Annotated in this window: 23 protein-coding genes and 1 tRNA gene; 11 read left to right on the top strand and 13 right to left on the bottom strand. The window is 44.5% G+C overall.

Annotated elements, in window-relative coordinates:
• Positions 1-361: 361 nt before the first annotated feature.
• Both L3Q72_RS04085 and L3Q72_RS04080 read left to right on the top strand, forming a co-directional pair.
• A complete protein-coding gene (locus tag L3Q72_RS04085) occupies positions 362-1,942 on the top strand; it encodes a tetrathionate reductase family octaheme c-type cytochrome (RefSeq protein ID WP_275131394.1) in 1,581 nt (526 codons plus the stop codon).
• A 10-nt stretch (positions 1,943-1,952) separates the two neighbouring features.
• Positions 1,953-2,543, top strand: coding sequence for a cytochrome b/b6 domain-containing protein (locus L3Q72_RS04080; protein ID WP_275131393.1), 591 nt, complete (start codon positions 1,953-1,955; stop codon positions 2,541-2,543).
• An 84-nt stretch (positions 2,544-2,627) separates the two neighbouring features.
• Here L3Q72_RS04080 and L3Q72_RS04075 read toward each other — a convergent pair whose 3' ends face one another.
• The 4 genes from L3Q72_RS04075 to L3Q72_RS04060 form a co-directional block, all read right to left on the bottom strand.
• Complete coding sequence (locus tag L3Q72_RS04075) at positions 2,628-4,229, bottom strand: PAS domain-containing methyl-accepting chemotaxis protein (RefSeq protein ID WP_275131392.1); 1,602 nt, start codon at positions 4,227-4,229, stop codon at positions 2,628-2,630.
• A gap of 125 nt (positions 4,230-4,354) precedes the next feature.
• Entirely contained in the window at positions 4,355-4,522 is a 168-nt protein-coding gene (locus L3Q72_RS04070; RefSeq protein ID WP_275131391.1) for a hypothetical protein, read from the bottom strand.
• A gap of 105 nt (positions 4,523-4,627) precedes the next feature.
• The gene (locus L3Q72_RS04065; protein ID WP_275131390.1) at positions 4,628-5,410 is read right to left on the bottom strand and encodes a transporter substrate-binding domain-containing protein; all 783 of its coding nucleotides are present in this window, start codon (positions 5,408-5,410) and stop codon (positions 4,628-4,630) included.
• 159 nt (positions 5,411-5,569) lie between these two features.
• Positions 5,570-5,646: transfer RNA gene (locus L3Q72_RS04060), tRNA-Arg, on the bottom strand.
• Between the two features lie 190 nt (positions 5,647-5,836).
• On the opposite strand from L3Q72_RS04060, the gene folD reads away from it, so the two are divergent.
• The gene (folD, locus tag L3Q72_RS04055) at positions 5,837-6,697 is read left to right on the top strand and encodes a bifunctional methylenetetrahydrofolate dehydrogenase/methenyltetrahydrofolate cyclohydrolase FolD (RefSeq protein ID WP_275131389.1); all 861 of its coding nucleotides are present in this window, start codon (positions 5,837-5,839) and stop codon (positions 6,695-6,697) included.
• A 157-nt stretch (positions 6,698-6,854) separates the two neighbouring features.
• Here the strand turns inward: folD and L3Q72_RS04050 are convergent, their stop codons facing one another.
• Together L3Q72_RS04050 and L3Q72_RS04045 are read right to left on the bottom strand one after the other, a co-directional pair.
• Positions 6,855-7,829, bottom strand: a complete 975-nt coding sequence (locus L3Q72_RS04050) for a lytic murein transglycosylase (protein WP_275131388.1) — start codon at positions 7,827-7,829, stop codon at positions 6,855-6,857.
• 56 nt (positions 7,830-7,885) lie between these two features.
• Entirely contained in the window at positions 7,886-8,167 is a 282-nt protein-coding gene (locus tag L3Q72_RS04045; protein ID WP_275131387.1) for a YcgL domain-containing protein, read from the bottom strand.
• 174 nt (positions 8,168-8,341) lie between these two features.
• Between L3Q72_RS04045 and minC the strand changes: the two genes are divergently transcribed.
• The 6 genes from minC to L3Q72_RS04015 all read left to right on the top strand — a co-directional run bounded on the left by minC (position 8,342) and on the right by L3Q72_RS04015 (position 12,324).
• On the top strand, positions 8,342-9,004 hold the full coding sequence (minC, locus tag L3Q72_RS04040) for a septum site-determining protein MinC (protein ID WP_275131386.1): 663 nt from the start codon (positions 8,342-8,344) through the stop codon (positions 9,002-9,004).
• 24 nt (positions 9,005-9,028) lie between these two features.
• The gene (gene minD / locus L3Q72_RS04035) at positions 9,029-9,841 is read left to right on the top strand and encodes a septum site-determining protein MinD (protein ID WP_275131385.1); all 813 of its coding nucleotides are present in this window, start codon (positions 9,029-9,031) and stop codon (positions 9,839-9,841) included.
• 1 nt (position 9,842) lies between these two features.
• Positions 9,843-10,103 (top strand): cell division topological specificity factor MinE, encoded by a 261-nt coding sequence (gene minE, locus L3Q72_RS04030; protein ID WP_275131384.1) that lies wholly within the window; start codon positions 9,843-9,845, stop codon positions 10,101-10,103.
• Positions 10,104-10,286: 183 nt separating this feature from the next.
• Positions 10,287-10,511 carry a hypothetical protein gene (locus L3Q72_RS04025; protein WP_275131383.1) on the top strand — a complete coding sequence of 75 codons (225 nt, stop codon included), beginning with the start codon at positions 10,287-10,289 and terminating at the stop codon, positions 10,509-10,511.
• Positions 10,512-10,753: 242 nt separating this feature from the next.
• Positions 10,754-11,071, top strand: a complete 318-nt coding sequence (locus tag L3Q72_RS04020) for a helix-turn-helix transcriptional regulator (RefSeq protein ID WP_275131382.1) — start codon at positions 10,754-10,756, stop codon at positions 11,069-11,071.
• Between the two features lie 11 nt (positions 11,072-11,082).
• Positions 11,083-12,324: a HipA domain-containing protein gene (locus L3Q72_RS04015; RefSeq protein WP_275131381.1), complete on the top strand. Its 1,242-nt coding sequence runs from the start codon at positions 11,083-11,085 to the stop codon at positions 12,322-12,324.
• 709 nt (positions 12,325-13,033) lie between these two features.
• Here the strand turns inward: L3Q72_RS04015 and L3Q72_RS04010 are convergent.
• The 3 genes from L3Q72_RS04010 to L3Q72_RS04000 form a co-directional block, all read right to left on the bottom strand.
• A complete protein-coding gene (locus L3Q72_RS04010; RefSeq protein WP_275131380.1) occupies positions 13,034-14,314 on the bottom strand; it encodes a TRAP transporter large permease in 1,281 nt (426 codons plus the stop codon).
• A 15-nt stretch (positions 14,315-14,329) separates the two neighbouring features.
• Entirely contained in the window at positions 14,330-14,824 is a 495-nt protein-coding gene (locus L3Q72_RS04005) for a TRAP transporter small permease (protein ID WP_275131379.1), read from the bottom strand.
• Between the two features lie 82 nt (positions 14,825-14,906).
• Positions 14,907-15,935: a TRAP transporter substrate-binding protein gene (locus L3Q72_RS04000; protein ID WP_275131378.1), complete on the bottom strand. Its 1,029-nt coding sequence runs from the start codon at positions 15,933-15,935 to the stop codon at positions 14,907-14,909.
• 527 nt (positions 15,936-16,462) lie between these two features.
• Between L3Q72_RS04000 and L3Q72_RS03995 the strand changes: the two genes are divergently transcribed.
• The gene (locus tag L3Q72_RS03995) at positions 16,463-17,107 is read left to right on the top strand and encodes a GntR family transcriptional regulator (RefSeq protein ID WP_275131377.1); all 645 of its coding nucleotides are present in this window, start codon (positions 16,463-16,465) and stop codon (positions 17,105-17,107) included.
• Between the two features lie 88 nt (positions 17,108-17,195).
• Here the strand turns inward: L3Q72_RS03995 and L3Q72_RS03990 are convergent, their stop codons facing one another.
• From L3Q72_RS03990 to L3Q72_RS03975, 4 genes are all read right to left on the bottom strand, one after another.
• On the bottom strand, positions 17,196-19,538 hold the full coding sequence (locus tag L3Q72_RS03990) for a pyruvate formate lyase family protein (protein ID WP_275131376.1): 2,343 nt from the start codon (positions 19,536-19,538) through the stop codon (positions 17,196-17,198).
• A gap of 61 nt (positions 19,539-19,599) precedes the next feature.
• Positions 19,600-20,502, bottom strand: a complete 903-nt coding sequence (locus L3Q72_RS03985; protein ID WP_275131375.1) for a glycyl-radical enzyme activating protein — start codon at positions 20,500-20,502, stop codon at positions 19,600-19,602.
• 621 nt (positions 20,503-21,123) lie between these two features.
• Complete coding sequence (locus L3Q72_RS03980; RefSeq protein ID WP_275131374.1) at positions 21,124-21,951, bottom strand: transporter substrate-binding domain-containing protein; 828 nt, start codon at positions 21,949-21,951, stop codon at positions 21,124-21,126.
• 724 nt (positions 21,952-22,675) lie between these two features.
• The gene (locus L3Q72_RS03975; RefSeq protein ID WP_275131373.1) at positions 22,676-23,509 is read right to left on the bottom strand and encodes a pyruvate, water dikinase regulatory protein; all 834 of its coding nucleotides are present in this window, start codon (positions 23,507-23,509) and stop codon (positions 22,676-22,678) included.
• A 153-nt stretch (positions 23,510-23,662) separates the two neighbouring features.
• Between L3Q72_RS03975 and ppsA the strand changes: the two genes are divergently transcribed.
• Positions 23,663-26,050, top strand: coding sequence for a phosphoenolpyruvate synthase (ppsA, locus tag L3Q72_RS03970; protein ID WP_275131372.1), 2,388 nt, complete (start codon positions 23,663-23,665; stop codon positions 26,048-26,050).
• Positions 26,051-26,129 lie beyond the last annotated feature (79 nt).

The following is a 26,129-nucleotide window of genomic DNA, read 5'->3' as shown; positions in this document are numbered from 1 at the left end:
GGCCAGGAGAGTACAATTTATTTACAAGCCTTTAACCACAAGCCTTTCAGCTCTTTTCTTTTTATTTTTAATCAGGTACCAGACTTAGCTATGGGTAGAAAATGACCCATACCTTCAGAGCAAATGCGTCATTTGTTACACATTTCCATTTAGATTTAACACCTGAGCCAATGTGAATAATTCCCATTTCGATGTTGTTGAAATCCAAGGCTTTTACATCAAACTGATAACTGGCTTGCAGTTAGAGAAAAAACGCAACTGAAAGTTTGATCTTGAGCAAACTTTAATCAACCCCCCTTATTTTTCTATGGGTTATGGTCTAGTTATTAACGGAGATAAACACCGAAAAAGAGACGCTAATATGATACGAACGCTAATTACATCGATCACTTTAGCAATGTTGGCTGTTCAACCCGCTTCAGCTCTGACTGCCAATGCTAACGGCTCTACTGCTGATCACAGTAAATTCGAGCAACTTCAGGGGCCTTTTGAGAAAGGTCAGGATGTCACTAAAGCCTGTCTTGAGTGTCATACCGAGGCTGCGCATGAAATTCATGACACGCTTCACTGGACCTGGGCCTTCGATAAGGGCTTCGGTGGTGAGACGCTTGGTAAGACGAAAACTCTGAACAACTTCTGTATCTCCATCTCCTCCAACGAACCAAGATGTACCAGTTGTCACGTTGGTTACGGATGGAAAGACACAAAAACATTTGACTTCTCGTCGCAGGAAAATGTGGACTGCCTTGTCTGTCACGATACCTCAATGACCTACAGTAAATTCCCGACCGATGCCGGTCATCCAAACTATGTCGCGAAAGAGTGGCCAAAGGGCTCAGGCAAGATGAGACCACCAGTTGACCTTGTAAAAGCTGCGCAGAGTGTCGGTACTCCCGGTCGCCAGAACTGTGGTTCCTGCCACTTCTACGGTGGCGGTGGTGACGGTGTGAAGCATGGTGATTTAGACTCCAGCCTGAATAACCCGCCTAAGCATCTGGATGTACATATGTCGCCTGATGGCGCTAATTTCCAGTGTCAGGACTGTCACACCACCAGCGGCCATGAAACCGCAGGCTCCCGCTATATTGTGAACGCCAAAGATACCGACGGCATTGATGTGCCGGGACATGGTGACCAGAACCGCGCCAGCTGTGAATCCTGTCACGGGCTTGAACCGCATGAGCACGGACCAATGGCCGCTCGCCTGAACCATCACGCCACAGCGCTGGCCTGCTCCACCTGTCACGTCCCTGAATATGCACGGGAGTTAAAAACGAAAACCGTCTGGGACTGGTCTCAGGCTGGTGATACCTCCAGAAAGACCACTAAAGATGACGAAGGCTACACAACCTATACGCCTAAGAAGGGGGTATTCGAGTGGGAACGTAACGTTATTCCTGATTACGACTGCTTCAACGGCAATGTCGATTACACCTATGTGGGAGAAAAAATCGTTCCCGATGCTGATGGTATCGTTCGCCTGACTAAGCTTCAGGGCGACTGTGGTGATAAAGACGCCCGCATCTGGCCGTTTAAAATCATGCACAGCGTGAACCCGTATGATCCTAACGAGCAGGTTATGATTACTCCTCATCTGTTTGGTAAAGATAAAAATGCTCTGTGGAAGAACTATAAATGGGACAGAGCCATCAAAGCAGGCATGGAAGTAAGCGGAATGGATTACAGTGGCGAATATACCTTTGTTAATACCGAGTACCACTTCCCTATCGTACATATGGTTGCTCCGAAAGAAGACGCACTGAAATGTAATGCTTGTCATTCAGATAACGGACGCCTGGCAAAACTATCTGGCTTCTATATCGCCGGACAGACTAAATCGCCGCTGTTGGATACCATTGGCTGGCTACTGGTTATTGTTACCGCAATCGGTGTACTGGGACATGCTCTTGTTCGTATTACCATGAGTTCTAAGAGAAAATAAGGAGATAAGCATGAAACAGATGGTATTTAAACGCTTTGAGCGTTTCTGGCACTGGTCACAGGCTCTGCTTATTATCTCTATGATAGTAACCGGCTTTGAAGTTCACGGAACCTTCCACATATTTGGTTTCTATAAAGCCGTGCTCTACCATGAGCTTCTGGCCTGGGCCCTGATGACTCTTTGGGTATTCGCTGTTTTCTGGCACTTCACTACAGGTGAATGGAAACAATATACTCCAACGTTTGTACAATTACCCGAAGTTCTTAAGTACTATGCCTGGGGGATCTTTAAAGGAGAAGAACACCCTTATAAACCAACACCAGAACGTAAACACAACCCTATGCAGCGGTTCGCTTATCTGGGCTTCCACCTGGTAATGGGGCCTCTGGTATGGGTAACAGGTCTGATGAAGCTTTTCTATGCCGACTGGGAAGCTCTGGGACTTGGCTGGCTTGACCTAAGCTGGGTAGCCTACTTCCACCTTGTAGGGGCTTACCTGCTGGTTATTTTCCTGATAGCCCATGTTTATATGGCAACAACAGGCGCAACGCCACTGGCCTATATCAAGGCTATGATAACCGGCTATGACGAACACCATTAAAATAACTATCCTCCTACCTTGACTCTATGTTTTGCCCCGGTTCCGGGGCTTTTTTATAGAACTATCTCTGGCTAACGCTGTATCTCACCGGCCAAGATCAAAATCACTCAACTGTACCTGAAGATGCATGGCATTTTGATTAATTTTCGCCGCTTTTTCCTGAAGCAGTTCCGCCTCAACCTCTGTCTTGCCTGCATGTTCACTGATGGTTTCAATGCTTTTGCTCATCTCATGGGCAACCTGAGCCTGTTCTTCGGCTGCAGTCGCTATCTGGGTGCTCATATCGTTGATAAGCTCCATCCCTTCTGCAACCTGACCGAATATTTCACGGGATATTTCTACTTTATCAAGCGCCTCTTTGGCTTCTTTGTTATTCACCTCAATGGTGGATGCTGAATGCTTAATCCCGTCAGACAGGGTTTCCAGCATAGTGCGGATTTCCTGGGTCGCTTCCTGAGTTCTTGAAGCCAGATTACGAACCTCATCAGCAACAACAGCAAAGCCCCTTCCCTGCTCACCGGCGCGGGCTGCCTCAATCGCAGCGTTCAGCGCAAGCAGGTTAGTCTGCTCAGCGATAGAGCTGATGGCATCGGTAATCTGAGTGATCTGTTCACTGTCTGCGGAAAGCTGATTAATCTGCTCTGTGGTTTTGGTTAGCTCAACGGAAAAGGCTTCCATACTCTGAAGCGCTTCCATAATCACTTCATCGCCTTCCTGAACTGTTATCTGGGCACCGTTAGTGATATCAGCCGAGCCCTGCGCATTACCGGAAACTTCTTCCACTGTTGAACTCATCTCGTTCATCGCAGTGGCAACCTGAACGGTATGGCTGGACTGATTGCGCATATTGGCCAGCATTTCATGACTGGACGCAGAAAGCTGATCAGCCGAAACGATCAAATCCTGCGCAGACTCGATCACCTGACCCAGAATCGTTTTATTCCTTGCCTGGATCAGCTTAACCGCCAAGAAGAGCCTTCCTACTTCATCATTTCTGTCTGGCGTTATCTTGTGGCTGTAATCCCCGCTCGCCAGCTCTCTCATCAGCAAGCGCGCTGAATCAATCTTATTCAGAACACCAAATGTAATGGACCACCAGGTGAAAAGCACTGACGCAATAGCGAGAACCAGCATACCTGTCGCAAAGCCACTCAGATGCTGAAAAGCGAAAACCAGCACAGATATAAGGCTGACAAGGCTGATAAGAGACGAGGCCGCAAAGATGTTTTTTAAAGAAATCCGGTGAATAAGTTTAGGCTTTGGCAGAGTCATGCCGTTGTTCTGGCGCATTTTTGCATACAGCTCTTCTGCCTGCTTTACCTGCTCCCGGGAGGGCTCTGAGCGGACGGACTGATAGCCAATCACTTTTCCATGCTGCATAACGGGGGTAACAAAGGCATTCACCCAGTAATGATCACCGTTCTTGCAACGGTTCTTTACCATTCCACGCCAGGGCTCGCCGGATTTAACCGTTGCCCACAAATCAGCAAAAGCCGCCTTAGGCATATCCGGGTGACGTACAATATTATGATCCTGACCAACAAGTTCTTGTTCTGTGAATCCGCTTATATCAATAAACGCACTATTTACATATTTAATTTTACCGTTGAGATCGGTCACTGAAACCAGATCTTCAGAGCTGCGGAATTTTTGTTCTTTTTGACTTACTGGTTGGTTATTTCTCATCGGCCATTCTCCGTCACAAACCGAAAACATCCTCCCAATTATCAACCAGAAACAATAACAAAATCCACAATAAATCTACATTTTGTTACCGGCGTTACACATAAATCCACCGAATCGCCGTCAACTTACTGAAATATGGTCAGATGCTTCTGGGTATAATACTGCACCTGCCGAAGAAAGCTCATAAAACTATCCTCTCCTCCCCAGAATTCCACATAGAAGTAAAACAGAATAACCACTATCAGAGTAAGCCAGATACTGAGTCTGACACCAAAGATGGGCTCGTTTCTCATACGCGATAGTCCTTACGTAAATCTCACCTGCTCCTTATAGTATGGTCTATTTGCTTGAAAATTCACCGCTAAAGAAGAATCTTATCAATACATCAATTGAACAGCCTATGGCAATGGCAGATCGTACACTCCGTTCTCCAGATTCTCCTGCAACCTTTGATATGTGCCATTTGCCTTTATATTTTTAAGTCCCTGATTAAATAACGCTTTAAACTTTTCATTCTGTGGAATCTGATTAGACAAGATGATGTGGCACGGTTTGGTTTGCATCACTGTGGGTGAGAACGTAATCTTTTCACGCTGCTCAGCTGTTAAGTGATTCTTCAAAAAATACCGGCCAACGCTCCAGGTGTGGGGAACGGCGTCTATCCTGCCCGCAAGAAGACGAGTGAATAAAGTCTGATAATCACGGGCTCTCTCTAACTGAACAACGCCACTTTCCGCGGCTAGTTCAAGTTGTGGATAGAAGGTGTGCAGCGTCCCTCCAATCGTTTTTCCCTGCAGATCATCGATAGTTGTCCAATCCAGCGGATTTGAACGAAGGTGGAACAGAACCTGATAGTCAGTCATCACAACATCGGTATACATAAAGCTTTCTGCTCTCTCTGCATTAAATACCCAAACAACAGAACCATGCCATATTTCACCAGAGCCGCTAATCCCGTCTTTTGCATACTGATACGAACGTTTCCAGGGAAAGAAGCCATACTCGACATCGACACCAACCGTAGCAAAAGCCTCAGTGACAATATGCGATGCATAGCCGTGATGGGCCAGATTTTCGGATAAATAGGGAGGCCATTCACCATTCGTGAGCCGAATGGTTTCCTTTGATAAAGCGGGAGTAGAGAGCAAGATACTACTCAGTAAGATCCTGAACCAAAACATGCCGGCTCCACTGAAAAATGCGATTAATTACACTTTAGCATATGAACTCAGCCGGAATAGTGCTCATGTTTATTTATGAGATTTAAGTTCTGTCTTAGGGGTGGTAAGAACAACAAAGCCCCGGCAACTCATAGAGTTACCGGGGCTTTGTCTGAATAATGGCACGCCCTACAGGATTCGAACCTGTGACCACCTGCTTAGAAGGCAGGTGCTCTATCCAGCTGAGCTAAGGGCGCGCTATAGGGTGTGAATTATACGAGAAGACTTTTTCAGGTCAATGCCTTTATTAAACATTCTGGTTCAACCGACTAAAAAAAACTCAACTCTATGAATTTTCGAACAGGCAAACGTTTGCGCAATAGCTATTAAGTCCGTTTTTTGCGACAATGCCCGCACTCTTGATCACCATACAGCCTAAGGGAACTTATGACTGCTCAAAATATAGATGGAAAACTAATCTCACAAACGGTCCGCTCGGAAGTTGCGGCTCGTGTAAAAGCAAGAACAGAGGCTGGACTGAGAGCTCCGGGCCTTGCGGTAATTCTGGTTGGAGAAGACCCGGCTTCTCAGGTCTATGTCGGCAGTAAGCGTAAAGCCTGTGATGAAGTGGGTTTTGTCTCTAAATCCTATGACCTGCCAGCGACAGCAACAGAGCAGGAACTGCTGGATCTGGTTGATCAGTTAAATGAAGACGATGAAGTGGATGGCATCCTGGTTCAGTTGCCGCTTCCTGCAGGTATCGACAGCACTAAAGTGCTTGAGCAGATTCATCCTGATAAAGATGTGGACGGCTTCCACCCATACAACGTAGGCCGTCTGGCTCAGCGTATTCCTAAACTGCGCTCCTGTACGCCAAAGGGTATTATTACTCTTCTTGATCGTTACAACATTGAACTGCGTGGTAAGCATGCAGTGATCGTTGGTGCTTCTAATATCGTTGGCCGCCCTATGACTCTGGAACTTCTGCTTTCAGGCTGCACGACAACGACCTGTCACAGATTTACTCAGGATCTGGAATCTTTTGTACGTCAGGCTGACGTTGTGGTGGTTGCAGTGGGCAAACCAAACTTTATTCCTGGCTCTTGGATCAAAGAAGGTGCCGTGGTGATCGATGTTGGCATCAACCGTTTAGAAAACGGTAAGCTGGTTGGTGATGTGGATTATGAAGCAGCAAAAGAGAATGCCAGCTTTATCACTCCTGTACCGGGTGGTGTTGGTCCGATGACAGTTGCGACTCTGATTGAAAATACCATGATTGCCTGTGAGCAGTACAACGGTGTGAAGTAACCGGACTGTTTCATTATTCCCGAGTAACCGGGAATCTGATTGAAGCGCGTTGTAAAGCCAAAGACCATTGCTGACTCTACAGCGCGCAGACAGTAGATCCCGGATAATGGCTTCGCTATTTCCGGGATGACGCAAAGTTAGTTTTTAACCCAGGTCACTAATCAAACTTTATCCGGTCAGCCAAATGACTGACTGCGATACCGAAGTAATAAGAACGGTTCCACTTCATCAGCACCTGGTAGTTGTTGTAGATCAGGTAAGCACGACCATCTCTGTCATCCGGCATAATCAGCCAGGCTTTCATTGGTTCGGAAGGGCTAGGCAGGGCTGCACCATTGTATTTCGTCACACCCAGCTTACTCCACTCCTGAAGCGTTTTACCTTTGTCTGCACTTCTTCCGGTAAGATCCGATGAAAGTCCCTTCGGCACTTTAACCTGGCGTCCCCAGGTATACTTGTCATCCCAGCCAGACTGGCTCAGATAGTTGGCTGCAGAGGCAAATACATCAGCCTTAGTGGTCCAGATATCCTTTCTGCCGTCGTTGTTACCATCTGCAGCAAAATTCAGGAAGGAGCTAGGCATAAATTGACATTGCCCCATAGCGCCGGCCCATGAGCCCTTCATATCGTTGACCTTGATATGCCCCTGGTCAAGGATCTTAAGCGCAGCCATTGTTTCACTACGGAACAGTTTTTCACGTCTGCCGTCATAAGCCATGGTCGTCAGAGCATCGATAACATGATACCCGCCGGTATAGCGGCCAAAATTACTTTCTACGCCCCACAGAGCAATAATAAATCTCGGCTGAACACCGTATTGCTTACCTACTCTTTGCAGCACATCATAATGCTCTTTATATAAATCCTTCGCCTGCTTTACCTTCCAGTCAGGTACCGCTTTGGGAATATATTCGTCCAGGGTAAGACGTTTTTCCGGCTGATTCCGGTCTGCTTTTACCGCTTTTGGTTTATAGGAAACATTGGCGAACGCCTCTTCCAGCGTTTTCTCAGAAATACCCTGCCCGCGCGCTTCCTGTTTTAAACCTTCCACATATTCACTGAATTCCACTTTGGCTGCATATGATGGAAATGAAACCCCAGTAGCAAGCAATAATGTCACAATCTTATTCAAGCCATACTCCCTATTTAGCAACTGACAGCAAAAATCCACTTTTTAAGATTAGTTGGTTATTCGGATTTTTGTTTACGATTTAGTTCTTTAAATTGTTCCAGAACATTCTCTGGTGGTGGTGGCAACTGCAGGAAAAAGCCCTGCTCATTAAGAGATTCTTTTACTTTTTCAATGTCCACCTGAGCAAGCTTACGCTCATCAAGTTTTATTAACATGACAAAGGTCGGCTTTCCGAACATCTGCATAAGCTGTTCCGGTACCTGAGAGAAATCATCCCGCTTAGGAATGTACAAATAAGCACCATCTTTTTTTGTACTTTTATATATTGAACAAAGCATATTAGCCCTTGTTAACTCTGGGTTTCGTCTATTTTTTAATCACAAAAGTGTTAATTTTAGACACTATACCAACATTAAGACACTTACAGGCTGTTTTTGCAATAAGTTAACTTGATGGTCATGATTTTCAGCTATAACATGCATTAACTGAATATCTCCGCAAGAGTGCATACTATGGCAAACTCACCTGATTTGAAGGGTAGCAGCTTTACGCTATCGGTTCTTCATCTTTCTGACAACTCAATCTCGGATACTTTGAGTTACTTAAGTGACAAGGTGTCCAAAGCACCTGCTTTCTTTGCCTCTGCACCTGTTGTTCTGGATATCTCAAAGGTATCAGAAGATATCGACTTCTCAGAGCTGAAAGACGCAGTGACCAGCACAGGAATGATCCCGGTTGGTGTCACCGGCAGTAAAAATAAAAGAGCAGAAAGCCGGGCCAAAGAAGCAGGTCTGGCCGTGATGACCGGCAAAACAAACAGCAAGCAACCTCCTAAGGAGATGCAGCCGGCAAAGGTGGTTCACACACCGGTTCGTTCCGGACAGCAGATTTACGCTCAGGATAGTGACCTTATCATCCTGAATCATGTGAGTGCCGGGGCGGAAGTTATCGCTGACGGCAATATCCATATTCAGGGAACGCTGAGAGGACGGGCGATAGCCGGGGCGAGCGGACTGAAAGAAGCAAAAATAATTTGTCAGGATTTACAGGCTGAGCTGGTTTCCATTGCAGGAAATTACTGGCTCAGCGACCAGATTGAAAAGACGTACTGGAAACAGAAAACCATGCTTTCCATGCCTCAGGACAGTCTGCAGTTAGAAGTATTAAAAGTTTAAAATTTTAGGAATAAGGAAAAACACATGGCACGCATAATTGTTGTTACATCCGGAAAAGGCGGCGTAGGAAAGACCACCTCCAGTGCCGCTATTGCTTCCGGACTGGCGCTAAAAGGTAAAAAAACCGCTGTTATCGATTTTGATATCGGTCTGCGTAACCTTGACCTGATCATGGGTTGTGAGCGTCGCGTCGTTTACGACTTCGTTAACGTTATCAACGGTGAAGCAACACTGAATCAGGCACTTATCAAAGATAAGCGCACCGATAACCTGTTTATCCTTCCGGCATCACAAACACGTGATAAAGACGCACTGACAAAAGAAGGCGTAGAAAGAGTTCTGGAAGAGCTGGATGAAGCGGGTTTTGATTTCATCATCTGTGACTCTCCGGCAGGTATCGAGCAGGGTGCACTGATGGCGCTTTACTACGCCGATGAAGCAATTGTAACCACCAACCCTGAAGTCTCATCCGTACGTGACTCAGACCGTATTCTCGGCATTCTGGATTCAAAATCACGCCGCGCTGAACAAGGGCTGGAACCAGTTAAGCAGCACCTGCTTCTGACCCGCTACCACCCTGCACGAGTAAACCAGGGCGAAATGCTGAGCGTGGAAGATGTGGAGGAGATCCTGCATATCTCACTTCTGGGTGTTATCCCGGAAAGTCAGGCGGTACTGAACGCATCCAACAAAGGTGTTCCGGTTATTTTTGATGAACAATCAGATGCCGGTCAGGCCTATGACGATGCCGTAGAACGCTTGCTGGGAGAGCAGATGGATTTTCGATTCCTGACGGAAGAGAAAAAAGGCATCTTCAAGCGACTGTTCGGAGGTTAAGATGTCACTACTGGAATTTTTCCGTCCACAGAAGAAAACCTCAGCAGGCCTTGCAAAGGAGCGTTTGCAGATCATTGTTGCTGAACGCAGAAGTGAAGCGAACCCTTCTGTCTCTTATCTTCCCCAGCTTAAGGAAGATATTCTGAAAGTACTGGCCAAGTACGTTGAAGTTGATCCTTCAATGGTGAATGTCTCCCTTGAACAGGGCGACGATGACCTTTCCGTTCTGGAGCTGAACGTTAAGCTTCCTGACGAAGAGTAACACCAGCTTCCAAAAGTAATTCCGGTAATTTCCCAAGAGAGATTACCGGAATTCAGAATGCCATTCTCTCCCCAGTTTTCACTCTCTCATCTTGACTTATCACACTTTTAGCATATCAATGATATATGCATTGCAAATACTCCAGCAATGCAATGTATATACAAAAACCACCCGATCACGGAAATGGCAGAAGCTGGATATCAGCCCTGCTTTTATAAAATAGCTAAAAGGAAACTCATGATGGCTAAGAAAGACGCAAAGAAAGTAAAAGCACCTAAGAAAGCAGCAAAAAAAGTCGCTAAGAAAGATCTTAAAAAATCACTAAAGAAAGCAGAAGCTAAAGTTAAGAAGTTTAAAAAAGCCGCTGCTAAAGTGAAGAAAATCAAGAAGGCGCTTAAAAAGGCTTAGTTGGATTAATTTGCACTCAACCTGCAAGTCTCCCAATCTCGATACAAACAAATCTATCCCACCACCTTGCAAATGAAACTATGCTTTCACTAAAGACCAAGATAATGAAAGCATAGTTTCACTCTTGCTATTTTTTGCATCCCTGCCTACTTTTCTCAATTAATCGAAAATATCATTGAACAACCCACCAAAATGAAACTATACTTTCACTTATTGATATTAAGTGAAAGTATAACTTCATTATGGTAAGCAAGAATACTCAAACTAAGCGGGGAGCGGTCGTCTTCCCGAAAAATCAGAAAATCCTGCATAATTTGGGCGAAAACATAACGCTGGCGATGAAACGCCGTGGAATAAGCCAGGATATGATGCATAAGAGAACGGGTATTTCCAAGCCGACATTGCGCAAGATAGCTAAGGGAGATCCATCTGTGTCTATTGGCCACTATGTTAATGTACTCGCTGTTCTTGGCCTATTAGCTGATCTAAGCAAAGTAGCCCTTGACGATGTGCTTGGTAGAAAGCTACAAGACATTGAATTGTTGAAAAGTACACGATAAGGGCCGGGAAAATGGAAATCTACGTCTACGCTGATTGGCTTAAGTCTGGTGAACCTATGTTCGTAGGTACGTTGCGCTCCTCAGTGATTCGCGGTAAGGAACACTTTAGCTTTAATTACGATGATAAGTGGCTCGCTTCCAAGTACGTTCACCAAATCGATCCTGCCCTTCAATTATACGTAGGAGAGCAACACGCAGAAGACGATAGAAATTTCAAAGTCTTTCTAGACTCATGCCCTGACCGCTGGGGACGGTTACTTATGCAACGCAGAGAAGCGGTGATTGCCCGCAACGAAAAACGTAAAGCAAACAAACTGTTCGAAACCAATTATCTATTGGGTGTGCATGACTCATTTCGTATGGGTGCCTTACGTTTCTGTACCTCACATAACGGCCCATTCTTGGATGACAATGACGATTTAGCCGCACCGGCAATGACATCACTGCCAGAACTACAGCAAGCTGCGAATGGTATAGAGGATAAACCAGACTTTGATAACCCTGATTACCTAAAATGGCTGAATATGCTTATCTCTCCGGGCTCGTCACTAGGTGGTGCACGCCCTAAAGCATCCGTGAGGGATATCGACAACACTCTATGGCTAGCCAAGTTCCCGAGCCGTTATGATGACTACGATATTGGGCTATGGGAATTCGTTGTTTACCAGATGGCACTTGATGCCGGTATTGATATGGCAAAATCAAAGATACAGGCTATTGGGTCGCATCATCATATCTTTCTTACCAAGCGGTTTGATCGTGAAGATGACGGTAAGAGGCTTCATTTCACTTCGGCTATGACGCAGTTGGAGTACTATGACGGTAATGATGACGGTGCAAGCTATCTAGAACTGGCTGAATTCCTTATCCAGAGCGGCTCAAAAACACAAGAAGACTTAGAGCAGCTTTGGACACGTATGTTATTTAATATTATGGTTTCCAATAGCGATGATCATCTACGGAATCACGGATTCATTTTTGATACGACAGGTTGGCGATTGTCCCCAGCATACGACATTAACCCTACCCTGAATGCTACGGGTTTACATCTTAATATTGATGACGTGAGCAATGCCCTCGAAGTTGAGCTAGCCTATGAGGTCGCAGAATACTTTCAGCTAGATGCCAAGAGAGCTGAAAGTATTCACCAAAGAGTGACCACTGCCATTTCACAATGGGAAGAACGGGCGAAAGAAGCAGGAATAGGGAAAGGTGAACGGGATTTGCTCAGAGATTGCTTTCTCGTACCATAGTGGAACTGTTTGAATTTCAGTCGATAAATTCCGTCCCTGATTTATCGGCACAAGCTAAACGAACGGAAGCTCATATGGGGTGAAAGAAAACTCCCAGAAGTGTTCATGAAGGGTGCTCCGAAACAGTAGTTTTAGCCTGTATCGTTATGCAAGTTCGCTGGGAGGCATAGCTCACTTATGGACATTTCCGAGTTACGGCAACGGGCTGATTTCTACCCTTCGGATAACTTATGATGCCCCAAATTAACAAACGGCATCTCAATGCGAGATGCCGAATCTGAAAGGTTTTGGACAAAAGTTTTCATCCCAAACTTATAGTTTCAGATTAACTTAATGCAGGATTTCAGCATTAACATGCAAAACACAGTATGCTCCCGAGGCGGTTCAGCGCCTTCCCATGCTAATGAAACTGTCTACCATAAATCGCATCTTAATTTACCCTATATTTTGGTATCCCAAAACGCAATCAGGTACGGCTTATCGTTGTGCCTTAAGTGCAAGAAACGATAATTTCGTGCATGGACACTTCAAAATGTATGTTTATCTCGTGTAACTAAGGCTATGTTCTAAACCGTGATAGGAAACGGGAGATTCGGTTCGTGACTTGGAGAACAAGCCACGAACCACCTTCGGTGCTGGTTAAGCAGACATTGCGGCCTCAATTGCCTGATAAGTGATTCTTAGGGTTTGGTTAATTTATATTTTTTGTCTACTTAAATAAAGACGGAATAAAAAGAGTAAAACCGGGAATGTATGTAATTAGCAGAACAATGAGTACGTTAGCTAATATAAACGGCATGATGGCTTTGCTTATTTTCTCCATACTTTCACCCGAAATTATGGACGCTGCAAAAAGGCAGCAACCAACCGGTGGTGTGGCAAGGCCGGTGATCAGGTTAACGCTCATAAACAATCCCGCGTGAAGCGGATCTATTCCAAGCATTTTGAACAAAGGAAGGAAAACAGGAGTCACAATCATTAAAGCTGGTATTGAGTCCATAAACATTCCTAAGAAGAAGAGAAGCACATTGACTAGCAATAAAATCATCCAGGGAGACTGAATGTTCTCCATAAGAAACTGTGCAAATAGCATTGGTAGTTGTTCATTCGAGAGTGCCCAACCAAAAAGAGCTGCTGATGCGATAATTATGGATACACTGCCAGTTTCAACCGTGGATTCGCGGATAACTTCCAATAACTTTTTCCATGTCAATGAGCGGTAAATAAACATTGAAATGAAAATGGCATAAAAAGTGGCTATTACCGCTGCCTCTGTCGGGCTAACAATTCCGAAGACTATTCCACCCAGGATAATTACCGGGAGTAAAATAGCGAAAAACGCGTCACCGATGATCCCGACGCCTTCTTTAGCCGATATACGTTCTTCTCGTCTGGGCAGTTCAACTTTCTTACCATACAGCCACACAACTAGCATCTGAGCAACGCCCACCATCACTCCTGGAAGTGCGCCTGCTAAAAACATGTCTTGAATAGAAACCTGGGCTATGGAACCGTAAATGATAAACATTATGCTAGGTGGGATAATAGGCCCCATAGTTGAGGATACGGCGGTTACCGCAGCACTAAAGGCTTTTGAATACCCTTTTTTCGTCATGGACGGAATCATGACAGACCCAATTGCCGTTGTGTCAGAAATTGCTGTGCCGGTAATACCACCAAAGAACATACTCACTACAATATTTACGTAAGCGAGATTACCCTTAACTCTCCCCACCATAAGATCAGCCAGCTTTATTATACGGTCACTTATTCCCGCTTCTGACATGATTTTACCTGCCAGAATAAAAAATGGGATTGCAAGAAGTACGAAGGAATCAAAGGACCTTAGAAGCCTGACGTTCAGAATATTAAAGGGGATATCAGCACCAATAAAATATATCAAAGTTGATGCTATAAGAGCAAAAGGGATAGGAATTCTGATTGCCATGAGCAACAGAAAACAAATAATCATCAATACAACATAAGTCATGAATTATACCTGATGTTAGAAAAGAGAAATCAGCTTTTTCAGCAGATAAAGAAAAACCAGCAGGGCGAATAGTGGAATCGAAAGGTACACTAAACCAACAGGTAACCAAGGTATTATAGGTGCGTGAACGGCCCACATAGAGATAGCATGCTGGCTTCCCATCACTATAAAAATGACACAGACAGACATCATTATCAGGCAGTGAATAAAGTCAAACAGCTTTTTTACTCTGGGACTTGCTTTATCGTAAAAAAAGTCAACTCTTGCATGCCCGTCCTTGAGATAAGCTATTGCACTGCCGATAAGTACGATATAGATGTAAGCATATCTGGATACTGTATTAGACCAGGCAATAGGGGCATTAAAGCTGTATCTTAATAAGATATTCGCTCCAAGCAGAACAATCAGTCCACCCAATAACAAAAATATGGTATTCCCGCATACTGTTTGTAGCCTATTCATAGCTTTGTCTATGCTTGTGATTACGGCGAATTTCGGTGTTGTAGACATCTTATTACCTTTCCTTTGGAAGATAGGGCCGGTGTTCAAACTCAACCTAAGTCTTTTCGAGAACACCAGCGCCAGGATTTAGTTATTGATAGGCTTTCGGTAATCGGGCATTAGGATCCAGGTACTGGATTTGCTCATACCAGGATTTCCAGTTAGGTTTATTTTTAAACCACTTGGTATAAACAGATTCAGCGGCTGTTTTAAACTCTGCCGTATCCGGGTAGGTGACAGTTTGACCCGCAGCTTTCACTTTTTCGATATACTGAGCTTCACGTGCATACTGCCAGGCGTCAGTCAGTTCAATCGCTTCGTTAGCAACGCTTTTCACAATCGCTTTCTGCTCGTCATTTAACTTGCCCCAGGTGATAGGAGAAACAAACAGGATCTTTTGCGTCCACATTTGGTTCAGAATGGCATAGCTTCCAACAACTTCACTCATTTTGAAGATGCTGTTGCAATACACACCTAAATCATCGGCTTCAACCATGCCTGTTTGAAGTGATGTGTACAACTCACCCCAGTCTGTAGGTGTAGCTGTAAAGCCAAATGCTTCGTAGGTGTCAATAAACAGCGGATTCTGCATGCATCTCAGCTTCATTCCTTTAGCATCTTTGATGCTGTTGATGGCTTTCTTACTTGCGATTGCGAAACCGTTACAGTCAGAATAGATGCCCAGAGCTATCATTCCGGTTGCTTTGCTTACCCCTTCCAGAATTTCTTCAATCACACCAGATCGTCTGGCTACGTTGTAGTGCTCGTGGCTTTTAAATAGGTATGGGAGTTGAAGGAATTGAATATCATCGTAGTAACCTGCGATATGACCAGCACTATTTGCTGAAAAATCAACGGTTCCCATGGTTGCAAATTCGAGCGCTTCTTCTTCAGAGCCGGTAAGAGTGCCAGGATAGATGTTAATGTCCAAAGCCCCATCCGTTTTTTCTTCTACCAATTTCTTAAAGGTTTCAGCCAAGAGTTGGTCAGCATCGTAAACATTGTTCTGATGCGCAAACTTGAGATTCATCGTTTTTGCTTGAAGCCCGGGAACGGTAAAGAGAGCCAGACTGGCTATCCAGAGCATGGTCTTCACAGCCTTATTTCTGTTCAGTTTCATGGTTCATCCTTGTATATGTTATGTATCTAAAACTTAACAACTCAATAATATAAAAAGAGTTTTTAGTAAGCTGCTTATAGAGTTGCAGTAACCATGCCACTCTCAAGGTTATTCAGTAAAGACAGCGGTCACTAAACTTTCTGGCCACTAGAGTTTCAATCATTGCATCGTGTTTTTTGCGCCAACTAACTGATATACCAGTAGGTATACCAATTAGGTAAGATAAATGATGAGGGGGAGGATCTTTGTATTTTGACACCCGTGATTTGTGCTAAATACAGCTTTTCGAAGCAAAGGGTTGTGCTTTATCAGCGGAATGCACTACAAAAGGTCAGCTTGCACCAAAAGCACACACAAAGACTTAATATTCAACAAGTTAACTCCATGTTATATTGTGTGGCAAATTAGTTTGCAGGTATGTTTTCTAGAATCATTTTTGTAGTTCATGCACAACTTTACTTGGTAAAGATGCATTAATCTGAATATACTTCCATTGGTTAGCCAGTAGTAAAAAAGCAGAGATGGGTATGACCTCCACTAAGCAAAAAACTTATGAAGATCTTAAATATCGTATAATTACACAGCAACTTTCTCCCGGCGATTTGCTGAAAGATAAAGAAATCATGGAGCAATACGGTATCGGTCGAACACCGCTTCGTGACGTGTTTCTTGAACTGCAAAGTGAAGGGCTGATAAATCGGGTTCCCCGTTCCGGAACATGGGTTGCCCCCATGGATTTTAACTTTCTAAAACAAATTACTGAGGTTCGAGTAGGTATTGAAGGTATTGCTGCCGAGCTAACAGCATCAAGAATTACAGAAGAACAACTTGCGAACCTAAAAAATATTCTTGATGAAGTAGAAAGTTTTGAGGAGGAAGGTCAAGTAAATGACAAAGCTTTGATTCAACTAGAATCTGAGTTTCATAACATCATCTACTCCTCTACTGGTAACCCTCAACTTGAAAAGTTGTTGCGAAGCTACCAAAGTCTTGGTGCCAGATTTTGGCATTATCTTGTGTTCTCACCCGAGCAAATGTTGGAACAGTTTGAAAGTCATCGCCGGTTATTCGACGCGATTGAGCAGAAAGATGGAAGTCTGAGCAAAACTATTGCTGAAAATCACATTCGGGTTTATATCGATATTATTGACCGCAAGCTCGGCGTTCTGTGACAAAAAATAACCGGATATCACAGCAGTTTTTTCAACTGGGCATATCCGGTTACGTATGGTAGCAATTTTATGCCTGTCTCTTTTTTGATTACACGCCCATATGCTCAGTCCGCAAGATAATCTCATCTTGTGTTTCTTTTACCAGACTAGTGAAGTATGCGCTGAAGCCGGAAACCCTTACGACCAAATCTTTATATTGTTCAGGATTGGTCTGAGCATCCAGTAAGGTATTTCGATCCATAACATTGAACTGAATCTCTCCACCTCCTTGCTCTGCGTATGCCTGCACTAGCATTCTTAGTGCTTGATGGTGACTCTTTTTATCAAAGAAAGTCGGACTAAATTTAATATCTAAGACCATACCATTTGTAGCAACACTTAAATCTGTCTTTAGTAGTGAGTTGATTGCGGCTGTCGGCCCATTGATATCTTTTCCCTGAACAGGCGAGATAGCACTAGCCATCGCTTCGCCATTCCGTCTTCCATCAGGAAGAGCGCCAGTATTGATACCCATCTTTACGTGATCTTCTACAGAATACAGCCCCATTTGCCAACGTCCACCGCGAGGGTTTGTAAACGATTCAACCACACTGTTTGCCGATGCAACAAGCTCTGCCATCAGGCTATCGACTTTATCTATATCATTGCCAAATTTCGGGCATTTGCGTTGTATCGCCAGATGCAAATCTTCGTAACCTTCGTAGTTCGATTTCATTGCCTGTTTAAAATCTTGTAGAGAATATTGTTTCTCTTCAAAAACTAGTGTTCTGATAGCGCAGAGCGAGTCAACAACATTCGCCATCCCGCATAGATTCACTGCTGAGTTATTGTATATGGCTCCCCCTGCTGTCACATCTTTACCATTCTCGATACACCCATCCATAAATGCAGACAAGAAAGGCGTCGGATAGCATTTAGGAAGCGCAGAGTCTAGTCGATTTATGGCTGTCATCGAAAACTTTAGCTGCTCTGATAACTCAGATTTATACCAGTCGAACAGTTCTTCAAAACTGGCTATTTGATCAAATCGATAGCCACTGAACAGCGGAAACTTATAGTTTTGAATGCTTTCTTTGCTCACCGCAATACTCGCAATCGAAGAATTACCAATGATACCTCCTGCCGTTGTGCTATTACTTTTGCCGTCAAAGAACATAATCTCAAGAATTTTTCCTAAGTTAATACGTAACGCCTCTGTTTTCGAGTACTCTTTACCCGGACAAGCCATTTCGACGCATCCCACCAGGCCGTAATTCAGAGCATCTTCTTTGCTTTGCCCCATTTGCATCTTTGTTTTGATGCAAAAGTCATCGATGAAAATAGCGGGCAAACCTATCCCTGTCTGTAATAGTGCAATGCTTTCTTCCCAAATGTGTTCCGGCATAGATTCATGATAGCGAAGACAAAGCAGAGGTTGGTCGAAGCGAGTTTTACGGCTGGCTTGTAGCATCATTACCGTGAGTTCGTTGGCTACATAATTGTTATTCTTATCCAACCCGCCCAGAGTGATGTTCTGATAGCCGTGGAGAGTAATGCCGAACTTGAGCCAAAGGGCATCAATGATATCAACCGCTTGCTCCTTGGTCATTACACCATTTTTGAGGTCCTTCTCGTAAAATGGAAACAGATATTCATCCATCCGACCAAATGAAAAAGAAGCGGGGAAGTTCTCTGCGTACAACATTTCGTGAGTCAGCCAGACAAGTTGAACCGCTTCGAAAAACGTCTGTGCCGGTTTGTGAGATATATTGCGTAATGACTGTTCCATCATATCCAGGTGCGACTTAAAATTAATATCGTCTGTCTGTTTGGATAGCAGAGCAGTGTGGTCAGCATAACGAGTAATATATTCAGATGCGGCCTGCTGACAAATTAACATTGCTTGCAGATCGTCTTTTTCAGAGCTATTAGCCTGTTCCAGAGCCGCTTCTATTTGCTGAATTCGGCCGCCTATCCCGTCTTGTATAAGACTCTCAAAGCCGGGAATTATGTGTCCTGACTCCCAGTGTTTATATAACCACTTTGATACGCACTGCGCGAATGTTCGCATTTCTTCTGCTTCCTGGGAATCGCTAGCAAAGTTGTTGGCGAGAATCCCAGCCTCAGCTTCCTCAAAGGTATCGATACCTGCTGGCGGACGATATAACGGATCATAATCTTGCGGAAGGTTAAAAGGCGATGACGGTTTGTAAGTATAGCGATAGGCAAATCCGGCCAGGATATCATGCTCACAAACAAGAATTTTCTTCTCACAAATAAAATTTTTAAAGCCCATGGCAATCTGGATACTTTTCGAATCATGCTCATGCTTAGCAAAAGCAGTATGATAGTGAGGAGCTCTTTTAGGTATTTCTTTCCGGTCATAATAGTTATGACGGCGGTCAAATATGTATTTGACGCGTTTGCTCATGGTAACGGTTGGTGCTGTCATTGCTTTCTTCCTTGAATAATTATGTAAGTCTGATTTTGCTTTCTGTTGAGTTCTATTTTCATTATGCGATTTCTGCACTTAGCCCCAAGTCGTGGTAGCACTGCAATGCTTTTTGCAAAAATCCCTCGGTTGGTGGAGCATACTCTTTGGTGGTGTTGACCAGCCCTATCGCTTCGTATTTTCCTGCTCCATAGCTATGGTAAGGGAGCAGTTGAACCTGGCTTGGATTAGATAGAGTTGCGACAAATTGGGCTATGCGGCTATGTTCTTCAACACTGGTATTAAAATTAGGAATAACCGGAATACGAACGACATATTTCGCTTTACTTTGGTCGATCAACTGTAGGTTTCTGATAATTCTTCGGTTATCCACCTTAGTCCATCGTTTATGTTTTTCTGAATCGATGCACTTTAAGTCATAAAGAAAAAGTGAAATGTATGGGAGTAGCTTTTCTATGCTTTTAAACGGCACATTTCCGGCGGTGTCTAAAACCATGGATATACCTTCCGCTTTACAAAGCTTTGCTACCTCTAGAATGAAATCGACTTGCAGTGCGGCCTCACCACCCGAGAATGTCACACCACCACCTGATGTTGAGTAATAGTGTCGATCCTTGACTATTTCGGTGAACAGTTTGCCGGGGCTATAGCTTTTCCCTATGAGTTCCAGAGCATCCTGGGCACAGGATTCAACACAATCACCACAGCCGATGCACTTTGTACGGTCGAATGAGTGCACATACCCTTCTGTTTTGTGAGCTTTCTGGGTGCATACAGGCGAGCAGTTTCCACAAGAAGTGCAATTACTGGCAATAAACTGAAGTGTAGGTAGAGAGCCTATTGTTTCCGGGTTATGACACCAGGCACAACGTAAATTGCATCCCTTAAAAAAAATGGTGGTCCTGATTCCAGGCCCATCATCAAGAGAGAACCGTTGAATATTGCTTATCAATGCTGGTTTCACGCTATCACTTTGAAGAAGTCCAATTTGTAGGCTTAGTATTCCAACTGGTATATCAGTTGTCAATCATTTCTGGCCTTTAACTTATAGCCATTTCCTATGCTATGTTTAGTCATCGGAAAAGCCGGCCAGCTTCAACACTAAACCGCTAATTAGCACGACTTTGATGCTTAAATCGATGGAACTTAATCAAGTGATCTGCTCCAGTCAAACCGGACAACCATCAAAGCGAATCATTATGCAAGTGTGATAAAGAGGGTGAAATGTTAAAAAGTGATAGGTTTTGGGAGTTTCCTGTCACGATCTCTCTGCGGGTAACCATGAGAAAAAGTACGGTGATTTCAGTGGCACGATTTGCCACTGAGTAATTGCGTTAACACCGAAAGGGGCAGATCTGAGCTAGCAGCATCAGCCAGCTCGAAGTTGGACAGAAGCGAGCTGGGTGCTCAGTCCTAAATCTACCCATCGGATAGCCTCTGGTATCCAAAAATGACAATCAGCACCTCAATGTGAGATGCCGACCGTGCAAGCTTTTGGACATTTTAGAGCATCGCGATTTTGAGACATCTCCCTGTTTTATACAGCTAGATCGGTAGTCTATGCGTGATGTAACAATGAGCTACACTACAGATCCGTTTTATACTTATTGTGTATTATTTTGATTGTCCCTTCAGCCTCAAGCGTACTCATCTTATCACTCAAAAACGAAATAAAGTCATTCGGCATATTTTCAAGTGTGCGAGAAATAGCAAGATAGGTAATTCCTACCTTAAGAGGTGGACTCAACATTTTTATTCTGTGTTCCATACCATTGTTCCGTAAAAATGGATATGTTTGATTTGAAGTAAATACAAAAGCATCAATTCGATTGAAGAGTAACATTGATGTCAATTGCTCCAGCGTTTCAACCTCATGAACCTGAAATTCGTGCATTGCTAAAGCTTTATCGTATGCAGGAGAATTCAGAAATCCTCTTTTCTTACCAATCGTTTTACCTTTTATCTCTTTTACGGCAGAAGTATTTATCTGGCTATCTTGGCGAGCAAATAGTGTTACCTGAAACTTAGTAAGAGGAACAGAATCAACATAATAGAATTGCTTTCTTCTGTCTGGGGTATCATATATACCAATAATGCCGTCCACCTTATGAGACATTGCAAATTTTATGGCTCTCCCAAAAGGCATAATATTTGCTGTATAAGTAAACCCACTGTCAGCAAACAGAAGATCCATTATATCAATATAAATACCCGCTGGATTACCTTGCTCATCCAAGTAGCTATAGGGTTCGAAGTTTTCTATTGCTGCAAAAGTAAAATCTGTTTTTTCTTTCGCATGTATGAGGGGAGCGCATAAGCATACCGTGACAAAAATGATCAGTAGCTGTAGTCGTTTAATGTCAGCCACTATAAGGTTCTTACCACTTAACTCCGTTAGTTCTTTGTAAGACATGGACTACCCTACTCTTTCTATGTTGGTTAACTATACAAATATAGTATCTGGTGGAATTGCCGATTGTTCACAGGGTTGGGATACATCTTCCAATAGACAAAATGTTCCTTTTCTAAGAGTGCGTAGTTTTCTCACTTGATTCAGTATCGGAAACTGATGGTGCAGTTCAGTAACTTTATACACTAGAAAAAGTACGGTACAGGTGAGTATTTCGCAAACTTGATACTCGTTTTTGATGTAGTGGTCACATTGAACTATGTCCATCGAATATTGGCATAAATATTCACTATGTAAAATCAGCCTAAGTAGCCTACTTTGAACGGTTCTGGGAGTTTCCTTTCACCGCTCCTAAGATCTTAATCGTTGAGTTAATGCCTATGAGTGTGGGGTGAAATTTATCGGCTCAAAATCTCGCTGAAAGACAATGGGGCAAAAGTGATTCTGGGCTGATGAGGTATTGCATACTTTCTAATAATCACTGCATAAACTCAGTCTGGTGCGACAGATCGCTGGTGACAGAAAATGCCCATTTCCGTTCATCTCAGCCACCACAGAAAACGGTGGCTGATTACTTTTTGAGATACTAAAACTAATCCGCAGGTAGATTTCGTCCGAAAAACACCACTGATACTTTCTAGTGAATTTGGTAGTACATAAGCCCAGGACGCTCTATTAAACTGCTTTACGCCACCAATACCATCAAACCGCGCATAAGTGCAGGTCCCTAATAAAGATTCCTCTGAATACCAGTATGCTCCAGTATTCTGGCGGAGATCTCTTCAACAGACAGCTCAGATGTATCGATATACGGCACAGCTTCTCTGCGGAAGAACGCTTGTATATGCTCTATTTCATTGGTGCACTGTTCAAGGCTGGCGTAATTGCTCTGCGCAAGCCTGTGTCCGCGGACTTCAGCCAGTCTGTGCGGGTCGATAGTCAGGCCAAACAGTTTATGACGACAGACTTCCAGCTCAGGCAGCAGTTTTAAGCGCTGAAGATCCTCTTCAATAAACGGATAATTCACCACCCTCAGACCAAACTGCATCGCCAGATAAACACTGGTTGGTGTTTTGCCACTTCGCGATACACCCAGAAGAATAATATCGGCCTTATCAAGATCTTTAAGCGAAACGCCGTCATCATGCGCAAGGGTATACTCCACGGCGGCAATACGGTCGAAATAACCTTCCGAGTTCTTAGTCACACTGCGTGAGCGCTGAAGCTTTGGCATTGCCTCCATTTGCAAATCGCGCTGCATGGAGTCAATCAGTGGTTGCAGTACGTCATAAAAAAACGCACCGCACTGAAGCAGCTGCTCTTTAAGTTCAGGGATCACCATAGAGAAAAAAACCAGAGGTTTACAGCCTCTTTCCCGGTTAGAGCGCTCAATTTCTCTGATCAGTTCCTTAAGCTTTTCTTCTGACTCGATAAAGGGATAAGTCCTTTCAACTGGCGAAAATGTGAACTGAGGCATAACCGCATGCCCTAATGTTTCACATGTAATCGCTGTTCCATCAGAAACGTAGAATACATCACGAGTTTGGTTTAAATTTTCCATTTTCTGTTTAATCTTTAAAATATATTTGAGTAGGATGCACTTAATGATAACGATAACTAACCAGGCACTCAGTTATTTTTACCCTAAAACATGAATGATGGAAACACTATTCACAGGTAAGAAAACCGTTTGTCGCCCCCTACGTTGCCAATAATGTTTCTGGAGAAGAACATGCAAAACTACAGCCTCTGGTTTAATACCCTGACCATGGACGATGTTGATAAGGTCGGAGGAAAAAACGCCTCACTTGGTGAGATGGTTTCCAACCTTGCTAACGCCGGAGTTTCCGTACCTAACGGTTTCGCGACAACTGCTTATGCATTCCACCAGTTTCTTGAATATGAAGGCTTAAATCAGCGAATCTACAGCAAGCTTAACCAGCTGGATGTCGATGATGTAAAAGCACTGCAAGAAGCCGGCGCCGTTATCAGGCAGTGGATCCTTGAAGCTCCCTTTCTCGAAGAGCTTGAACAGGATATCCGCTCGCACTATCAGACATTAACCCAGGATAACCCTGAGATCTCAGTAGCGGTCCGCTCATCGGCAACCGCTGAAGATCTGCCCGACGCTTCCTTTGCCGGCCAGCAGGAAACCTTCCTCAATGTCAGAGGCATTGATTCTGTGCTGGAAGCGGCAAAGCACGTTTTCGCTTCCCTGTTTAACGACAGAGCCATCTCCTACCGAGTCCATCAGGGGTTCGACCACGAAGGCATCGCCTTGTCCGTGGGAATCCAGCGCATGATTCGCTCTGATATCGCCGCTTCTGGCGTAATGTTCTCCATCGATACAGAAACAGGTTTTGATAAGGCTGTGTTTATTACCTCATCCTGGGGTCTGGGTGAAATGGTGGTTCAGGGCGCAGTGAACCCTGATGAGTTCTACGTACACAAACCAATGCTGGAAGCGGGTAATCACGCGGTTATCAAAAAAACCTTTGGTTCTAAGCTGACGAAAATGATCTACTCAGATCAAAATGAAGTGGGCAAGCAGGTCCAGATCGTCGATACCAGCGAAGAAGAAAGAAACCAGTTTTCCCTTTCTGATTCGGAGCTGGAACAGCTGGCCCGCCAGGCCATGATTATCGAGAACCACTATCAGCGTCCTATGGATATTGAATGGGCGAAAGATGGTGTAGACGGCAAGCTGTATATCGTTCAGGCACGTCCTGAGACGGTTCAGTCGCAGCAGCAGGATAATGTTATCGAAAGATACCAGCTAAGCGACAGAAGCCAGGTTCTGATTGAAGGCCGTGCTATCGGCCAGAGAATCGGCAAAGGTAAAGCAAGGCTGGTTTCATCCCTTGATGAGATGTCTCTGGTTCAGGAAGGGGATGTTCTGGTCACCGATATGACCGACCCGGACTGGGAACCGGTGATGAAAAAAGCCGCCGCCATTATCACTAACCGAGGAGGCCGAACCTGTCACGCTGCCATTATTGCCCGTGAACTGGGCATTCCTGCCATCGTCGGTTGCGGACATGCTACCGAGGCGATCAAAGACGGACAGCTGGTCACCGTATCGTGCTCCGAAGGTGAGACGGGTTATGTCTACGAGGGTGATATTCCTTTCGATATCAGCCGCTCAAAGGTGGATGAGTTACCTGTACTTCAGACTAAGATCATGATGAACGTGGGTAACCCGGATCGCGCCTTTAACTTTGCTCAGCTACCCAATGAAGGCGTCGGCCTGGCCCGTCTGGAATTTATCATCAACAAAATGATTGGGGTTCACCCGAAAGCCTTGCTGAACTTTGAGCAGCAAAGCGATGAGGTGAAGACTGAAATTCGACAGAAAATGAAAGGGTACAAAGATCCGATCGATTTCTATGTCGAGAAGCTAACCGAAGGTATTGCTACCATTGGTGCGGCATTCTGGCCTAAGCGGGTTATTGTTCGTATGTCTGACTTTAAGTCGAACGAATACGGTAACCTGATTGGCGGCCCGGCATTCGAGCCTCATGAAGAGAACCCAATGCTGGGGTTCCGCGGTGCCTCCCGTTACATTTCAGAATCATTTGAAGACTGCTTCGAACTGGAAACACGGGCAATCAGGAAGGTCAGAAATGAGATGGGCCTGAAGAACGTGGAGATCATGATCCCGTTTGTGCGCACTCCGGATGAAGCCTCTTCAGTTATCGGACTGCTCGGCAAATACGGTCTGAACCGGGGCCAGCAGGGTTTGCGCATTATTATGATGTGTGAAATCCCTTCGAATGCCATTCTGGCTGATGAGTTCCTGAAGCACTTTGATGGCTTCTCTATCGGCTCAAATGATATGACTCAGTTGATGCTTGGTCTGGACAGGGATTCCGGCGATGTAGCCCATATCTTTGATGAGCGAAATCCGGCAGTTAAGGCGGTTCTGAAGATGGCAATCGATGCTTGTACCAGACAAAGGAAATATGTGGGAATTTGTGGTCAGGGCCCTTCCGACCATGATGACCTGGCACAGTGGCTGATGGATGAAGGTATCAGCTCAATCTCTCTGAACCCGGATACGGTAACCAGCACCTGGCTGAAGTTAGGAAATAGTCAGGGCTAACGGGATATAGTTACAACAAGTGGCGTGGGATAATCATATCCCACGCCTCCTCGAACCCGTTTTATACCAATACCAGTAA

Origin of the sequence: Vibrio sp. JC009, assembly GCF_029016485.1 — a bacterium.
GTDB lineage: Bacteria > Pseudomonadota > Gammaproteobacteria > Enterobacterales > Vibrionaceae > Vibrio.
The sequence above is the reverse complement of the archived record's forward strand: the minus strand, read 5'-3'. Positions and strand labels throughout refer to the sequence as shown.

Excerpts from the sequence above, each read along its gene's own strand:
- L3Q72_RS04085 (WP_275131394.1), top strand. The coding sequence starts at position 362 with ATGATACGAACGCTAATTACATCGATCACTTTAGCAATGTTGGCTGTT.
- L3Q72_RS04080 (WP_275131393.1), top strand. The coding sequence starts at position 1,953 with ATGAAACAGATGGTATTTAAACGCTTTGAGCGTTTCTGGCACTGGTCA.
- L3Q72_RS04075 (WP_275131392.1), bottom strand. The coding sequence starts at position 4,229 with ATGAGAAATAACCAACCAGTAAGTCAAAAAGAACAAAAATTCCGCAGC.
- L3Q72_RS04070 (WP_275131391.1), bottom strand. The coding sequence starts at position 4,522 with ATGAGAAACGAGCCCATCTTTGGTGTCAGACTCAGTATCTGGCTTACT.
- L3Q72_RS04065 (WP_275131390.1), bottom strand. The coding sequence starts at position 5,410 with ATGTTTTGGTTCAGGATCTTACTGAGTAGTATCTTGCTCTCTACTCCC.
- folD (WP_275131389.1), top strand. The coding sequence starts at position 5,837 with ATGACTGCTCAAAATATAGATGGAAAACTAATCTCACAAACGGTCCGC.
- L3Q72_RS04045 (WP_275131387.1), bottom strand. The coding sequence starts at position 8,167 with ATGCTTTGTTCAATATATAAAAGTACAAAAAAAGATGGTGCTTATTTG.
- minC (WP_275131386.1), top strand. The coding sequence starts at position 8,342 with ATGGCAAACTCACCTGATTTGAAGGGTAGCAGCTTTACGCTATCGGTT.
- minD (WP_275131385.1), top strand. The coding sequence starts at position 9,029 with ATGGCACGCATAATTGTTGTTACATCCGGAAAAGGCGGCGTAGGAAAG.
- minE (WP_275131384.1), top strand. The coding sequence starts at position 9,843 with ATGTCACTACTGGAATTTTTCCGTCCACAGAAGAAAACCTCAGCAGGC.
- L3Q72_RS04025 (WP_275131383.1), top strand. The coding sequence starts at position 10,287 with ATGGCAGAAGCTGGATATCAGCCCTGCTTTTATAAAATAGCTAAAAGG.
- L3Q72_RS04020 (WP_275131382.1), top strand. The coding sequence starts at position 10,754 with ATGGTAAGCAAGAATACTCAAACTAAGCGGGGAGCGGTCGTCTTCCCG.
- L3Q72_RS04015 (WP_275131381.1), top strand. The coding sequence starts at position 11,083 with ATGGAAATCTACGTCTACGCTGATTGGCTTAAGTCTGGTGAACCTATG.
- L3Q72_RS04010 (WP_275131380.1), bottom strand. The coding sequence starts at position 14,314 with ATGACTTATGTTGTATTGATGATTATTTGTTTTCTGTTGCTCATGGCA.
- L3Q72_RS04005 (WP_275131379.1), bottom strand. The coding sequence starts at position 14,824 with ATGTCTACAACACCGAAATTCGCCGTAATCACAAGCATAGACAAAGCT.
- L3Q72_RS04000 (WP_275131378.1), bottom strand. The coding sequence starts at position 15,935 with ATGAAACTGAACAGAAATAAGGCTGTGAAGACCATGCTCTGGATAGCC.
- L3Q72_RS03995 (WP_275131377.1), top strand. The coding sequence starts at position 16,463 with ATGACCTCCACTAAGCAAAAAACTTATGAAGATCTTAAATATCGTATA.
- L3Q72_RS03990 (WP_275131376.1), bottom strand. The coding sequence starts at position 19,538 with ATGACAGCACCAACCGTTACCATGAGCAAACGCGTCAAATACATATTT.
- L3Q72_RS03980 (WP_275131374.1), bottom strand. The coding sequence starts at position 21,951 with ATGTCTTACAAAGAACTAACGGAGTTAAGTGGTAAGAACCTTATAGTG.
- L3Q72_RS03975 (WP_275131373.1), bottom strand. The coding sequence starts at position 23,509 with ATGGAAAATTTAAACCAAACTCGTGATGTATTCTACGTTTCTGATGGA.
- ppsA (WP_275131372.1), top strand. The coding sequence starts at position 23,663 with ATGTTTCTGGAGAAGAACATGCAAAACTACAGCCTCTGGTTTAATACC.